At 65.0% G+C, this 4841-nt stretch carries 7 protein-coding genes and 1 tRNA gene; 6 read left to right on the forward strand and 2 right to left on the reverse strand.

Translation table 11 applies throughout. From position 1 onward, the window contains the following. Nucleotides 1-8 precede the first annotated feature (8 nt). The 6 genes from ADBZ6I_RS16060 to ADBZ6I_RS16085 all read left to right on the forward strand — a co-directional run bounded on the left by ADBZ6I_RS16060 (nt 9) and on the right by ADBZ6I_RS16085 (nt 3031). Nucleotides 9-539, forward strand: a complete 531-nt coding sequence (locus ADBZ6I_RS16060) for a nuclear transport factor 2-like protein (protein ID WP_526385597.1) — start codon at nt 9-11, stop codon at nt 537-539. A gap of 85 nt (nt 540-624) precedes the next feature. Beyond that, the gene (locus ADBZ6I_RS16065; RefSeq protein ID WP_526385587.1) at nt 625-1758 is read left to right on the forward strand and encodes an NDMA-dependent alcohol dehydrogenase; all 1134 of its coding nucleotides are present in this window, start codon (nt 625-627) and stop codon (nt 1756-1758) included. A gap of 38 nt (nt 1759-1796) precedes the next feature. Continuing rightward, nucleotides 1797-2207, forward strand: a complete 411-nt coding sequence (locus ADBZ6I_RS16070; RefSeq protein WP_526385599.1) for a nuclear transport factor 2 family protein — start codon at nt 1797-1799, stop codon at nt 2205-2207. A 10-nt stretch (nt 2208-2217) separates the two neighbouring features. Further along, nucleotides 2218-2622: an HIT family protein gene (locus tag ADBZ6I_RS16075; RefSeq protein WP_526385589.1), complete on the forward strand. Its 405-nt coding sequence runs from the start codon at nt 2218-2220 to the stop codon at nt 2620-2622. Between the two features lie 115 nt (nt 2623-2737). Beyond that, on the forward strand, nt 2738-2908 hold the full coding sequence (locus ADBZ6I_RS16080; protein WP_526385591.1) for a hypothetical protein: 171 nt from the start codon (nt 2738-2740) through the stop codon (nt 2906-2908). 51 nt (nt 2909-2959) lie between these two features. Further along, nucleotides 2960-3031 (forward strand) — tRNA-Thr (locus tag ADBZ6I_RS16085). Between the two features lie 27 nt (nt 3032-3058). Here ADBZ6I_RS16085 and ADBZ6I_RS16090 read toward each other — a convergent pair. Further along, nucleotides 3059-4369, reverse strand: coding sequence for a serine hydrolase domain-containing protein (locus tag ADBZ6I_RS16090; protein ID WP_526385593.1), 1311 nt, complete (start codon nt 4367-4369; stop codon nt 3059-3061). Nucleotides 4370-4392: 23 nt separating this feature from the next. Next, nucleotides 4393-4841, reverse strand: a 449-nt coding sequence (locus ADBZ6I_RS16095; RefSeq protein WP_526385595.1) for a TetR/AcrR family transcriptional regulator C-terminal ligand-binding domain-containing protein, incomplete at its 5' end; no start/stop codon positions are given.

The raw sequence follows: 4841 nt of genomic DNA on the forward strand, positions 1-4841 counted from the left end.
GTGACCTACTGGAGGACTTCGTGCAGCGGTGGCTGCAGGCCAACCGGGAGGCCGAAGGCAAGGGTGACTGGATCGGACTGGCGCAGTTCTACGCCGACGACGCCACCTACGGCTGGAACATCGGCCCCAAGGAGGACGTCATGTGCGTCGGCACGGACGAGATTCGCGACATCGCTCTCGGCCTGGAGATGGCCGGGCTGAAAGGCTGGACCTACCCATACCAGAAGGTGCTCATCGATGAGAAGATCGGCGAGGTCGTCGGCTTCTGGAAGCAGGTGGCCACCGACCCCGACGACCCAGCCGGCAACACCTACGAGATTTACGGCATCGGGGGCAGCTGGTTCCGGCTGAACGACGCGGGTCTCATCGAGTGGCAGCGGGACTTCTTCGACTTCGGCCACGTGCAGAAGCTGTACCTCCAGCTGATGCAGGAGGGAAAGCTGTCGGCGGGCATGCAGGAACGAATCCAGCGCAGCCTGGCCGGTGAGAAACTGCCTGGGTACTACCCGCTGGGGCAGGCCCCGGTACCCATCTGGTGACCTGACTCCCGTCAGGTCCTACTATGGCCCTACGTGATCGAGAACACGTTCTAGTTCATCCCCAATCGTCGCAGCGGAGGTTGCAGTGAAGACAAAAGGCGCGCTCATCCGTGAGTTCAACCAGCCGTGGGCGATCGAGGAGATCGAGATCGGTGACCCGAAGAAGGGCGAGGTCAAGGTCCAGATGGAAGCCTCGGGCATGTGCCACTCCGATCACCACCTGGTGACCGGCGGCATCCCGATGATGGGTTTCCCGGTGCTCGGCGGACATGAGGGCGCGGGCATCGTCATCGAGGTCGGCGAGGGCGTGGAAGGCGTGGCCCCCGGCGATCACGTCGTGATGTCGTTCATCCCGTCCTGCGGCAAGTGCCCGTCGTGTCAGGCCGGTCTGCGCAACCTGTGCGACCTGGGTGCCGGTCTGCTCGGCGGCGTCGCCATCACCGACGGGACCCACCGGATCCACACCGCCGACGGCAAGCCGGTCTTCCCGATGACCCTGCTGGGCACCTTCTCGCCCTACATGGTGGTGCACGAGTCCTCAGTGGTGAAGATCGACAAGGACATCCCCTTCGAGGTGGCCTGCCTGGTCGGCTGCGGCGTCACCACCGGCTATGGATCAGCAACCCACACCGCGCAGATCAAGCCGGGTGAGGATGTCGCGATCGTCGGCGTCGGCGGCGTCGGCATGGCCGCCCTGCAGGGCGCGGTGATCTCCGGGGCCCGCAAGATCTTCGTCATCGACCCGGTGGAGTGGAAGCGCGACCAGTCGCTGAAGTTCGGCGCCACCCACGTCTACGAGGACATCAACGCCGCCCTGATGGGCATCGCCGAAGCGACCCAGGGCTTCATGGCCAAGAAGGTCATCGTCACCGTCGGTGAGCTGCAGGGCTCCGACATCGAGAACTACATGATGATCACCTCCAAGTCGGGTACCTGCGTGCTCACCGCCATCGGCAGCATGGTCGACACCAACGTCACCTTGAACCTGGCGATGCTGACCCTGATGCAGAAGAACCTGCAGGGCACCATCTTCGGCGGCGGCAACCCCTACTACGACATCCCGCAGCTGCTGTCGATGTACAAGGCCGGCAAGCTCAATCTCGACGACATGATCACCCGCCAGTACCGGCTCGAGCAGATCAACGACGGCTACGCCGACATGCTGGAGGGCCGCAACATCCGCGGCGTCATCCGCTACACCGACGAAGACAGAAGCTAAGCGTCTTGGGGGACAACGGGACTGACCTGACGCCCGCCATGGCCGCCTCCCAGGCGTCATGGCGGTGCGTGCAGTCCCACGACCGCGAGGGCTGGCTGGCGCTGATGGCTCCCGACGTGGTCATCGAGGACCCGATCGGCCAGACGGTCACCAACCCCGACGGTCTGGGCGTGCGGGGCACCGACGCCGTCGCCGCCTTCTACGACACCCACATCGCCGCCAACACCCTGACGGTCACCTGCGAGGAGAGCTTCCCGTCCAGTTCACCCAACGAGGTGGCCCACATCCTGGTGCTGCGCAGCGAATTCGACGGCGGCTTCACCAGCACGGTGCGCGGAGTCTTCTGCTACCGGGTCGACGACGACAGGCTGATCACCAACATGCGCGGCTACTGGAATCTGGAAGACATGAAGTTCGGGCGGTCTGACTCGTCGACCGGCAGCGCTTAAGCTGAGCGACATGGCCTCCGTTTTCACCATGATCATCAACGGCGATCTGCCCGGCCGCTTCGTCTACGAGGACGACGAGATCGTGGCCTTCCTGACAATCGAACCGATGACTCAGGGCCACACCCTGATCGTCCCTCGCGCCGAGGTGGACAACTGGCAGAACGTCGAACCGGCGCTGTTCGCTCACGTCATGGACGTGAGTCAGCGCATCGGCCGTGCGGTCTGCACGGCGTTCGGCGCGCAACGCGCGGGTCTGATCATCGCCGGCCTGGAGGTGCCGCACCTGCACGTGCACGTCTTCCCGGCGTACAACCTCAGCGACTTCGGCTTCGCCCACGTCGACCGCAACCCGTCGCCGAAATCCCTCGACGACGCTCAAGCGAGAATCAAAGCCGCTCTCGCGCAAGAGAACTGACTCTCACGAGGCGCGCCGCCGCGCCTCGGCCGGGATACCGGCGCCTAGCGGGGCTCACGCAGCACGTCACATAGGATTCGACGACGTTCACGACCGCCTGATTCGGCCGGGTGGATTGATCGAGAGGCTGACCGCGCCGGACGGTGTGCTGGACGGCTCACCGCCGAGTGCGGTGCCGTGGACCCGCGCTGGCTCCCGGCATGGAGGAACCGCGCCTACCATCGAGATGCTGCGGGAAGCGGTCGGCGCGATGACCCTGGCGGTCGAGCGCCACCCCCACCAGTGACCCGCTAAGGTGTCGGTGTCCAGCGATGCCAGGTCAGCGCCGGAACGACTTGCCTCCTTAGCTCAGTGGTAGAGCACTCGCCTTGTAAGCGAAAGGTCGTCGGTTCAATCCCGACAGGGGGCTCTGACAGCCGGCTCGCGGTTGAACCAGCTAGACGATCATCTTCCAATCGGGAATCTTCGGCATCTCCGCACTGATCCGTTGCATCATGCCCACGAATAGGTGGAATTCGGGATAGAGGATCGGCTTGCCGCTGGTGAGCACCGCCGCCGAGATGGCGCGTTCCGGGTCCGCCCAGGCCACGATATTGGTGAAGCCGAGATGTCCGAAGGCATGCTGGGTGTCCAAGCCGTAGAGGCTCACCACCTGGGCGCCCAGCATCAAGCCGTAGGAGAAGCGGGTGGGGTAGCCCAGCGTGAAGTCCAGCTCCAGGTGTGAGCGCTCCAGCCGTGCCCGCCGGACGGTGTCGGTCTGCATGATCCGGACGCCGTCCAGCTCGCCGCCCAGGCGCATTGCCTCGAAGAATCGGGACAGCTCCCACGCTGTGGTCACCGTGTTGGCAGCCGGCACGATCCCGGTCAGGTAACCGGGATCGTTGGTGAGATCGACCAGCCGGTCGATTTCCAAGCCCAGCGCCCGGGTGAGCATCGTCGACATCGGCGGCAGCGTTGGCGGACCCGTGACGTAGTTCCGCGCCACCTTGTCGACGTCCTCGGGAGCGACGCCGTAGTTGGTCCAGCGGAATCCGAGCGGGTCGAGAAATTCCTCCGCCAGCACCTGCCGGATGTCCTTGCCCGTGACGGCGCGGACCACCTCACCGAGAATGAAGCCGCCGGAAACGGCATGGTAGGACAGGTAGCGTCCGGCTTTCGCGAACGGTCGGGCCTCGACCAGGGTGTCGAGCATGAACTCCCGGTCGGTGAGGTTCTCCAGTTTCAGGGCGGCGCTGGGCAGGTTGGGCACCGCCGCGCGGTGGGCGAGGACGTGGCCGACGGTGATCTCGTGCTTGCCGTGCTTGCCGTATCCCGGGATGTAGTCGGCCACCGGATCGTCGAGTTCGAGCAATCCGCGTTCGATCACCTTGTGCACGACGAAGGCGGTGATGGCCTTCGACGCCGAGCAAACACCGAACGGGGTGTCGACGGTCACCGGCACCTTCTCGGCGTCCTTGTCGTCGGCGGGCCCGTTCCCCCGGGCATGGCCGATCGACCGGTTGAGGATCACCGCGCCGTGGCGGCGTACACACACCTGGATCGCCGGGTGAACACCGCTGCGATACCAGTCCAGCGCCGCCCCCCACATCGATTCGACCTGCTCAGAGGTGACATCGCCCGCCTCAGGAGGATCCTCGGTGCCGATGTTGGTCACCGAGTCCAGGTCCTCGGGGACTCGGATGCGACGCAAAATCGGGTCAGGAAGCCCGAACGGCATCGGCGGGAGCGGCGGAATCAGCGACGGCATAGCCGAATCGTAGGCAGCTTTAGTCAGCGCTTTCCGAGTATTCCGTGCAGGAGCGTATCGACGACGTACACGCAGTGTTCGTCGCTGATCGGCTTGTCGTAGTACAGCACCGGCAGGCACAACCCGATGCCCAGCATGTCGATCGTCAAGGCCGGGTCGGTCTCCGGCGGGCACTCGCCCCGCGCGATCGCGCGTTCGAAGAGTGGGGCGAACCGGCTGACCCTGACATCCAGGAACACCGCTCGCGACCCGTCGAGTTCCCAGTCTTCCGGCTTCACCATGAGCGCGTCGAGCACCCGCCGACCGACCGGTGTGGCCAGGGTCGCGGCGTAGGCCCGCGCGAAACCCAGCAGATCTTCCCGTAGCGATCCGGTATCGGGAATCGGGACGTTGCGCTCGGCGAACGCCCGAATGGTCGCCGAAAGCAGTTCCGGAGAGTTGGGCCATATCTCCTGGATGACCTTAGGCTTGA

It is taken from the genome of Mycobacterium sp. (genome assembly GCF_044342925.1).
In the GTDB taxonomy this organism is placed as follows: Bacteria; Actinomycetota; Actinomycetes; order Mycobacteriales; family Mycobacteriaceae; genus Mycobacterium.

Excerpts from the sequence above, each read along its gene's own strand:
- ADBZ6I_RS16070 (WP_526385599.1), top strand. The coding sequence starts at position 1,797 with ATGGCCGCCTCCCAGGCGTCATGGCGGTGCGTGCAGTCCCACGACCGC.
- ADBZ6I_RS16075 (WP_526385589.1), top strand. The coding sequence starts at position 2,218 with ATGGCCTCCGTTTTCACCATGATCATCAACGGCGATCTGCCCGGCCGC.
- ADBZ6I_RS16090 (WP_526385593.1), bottom strand. The coding sequence starts at position 4,369 with ATGCCGTCGCTGATTCCGCCGCTCCCGCCGATGCCGTTCGGGCTTCCT.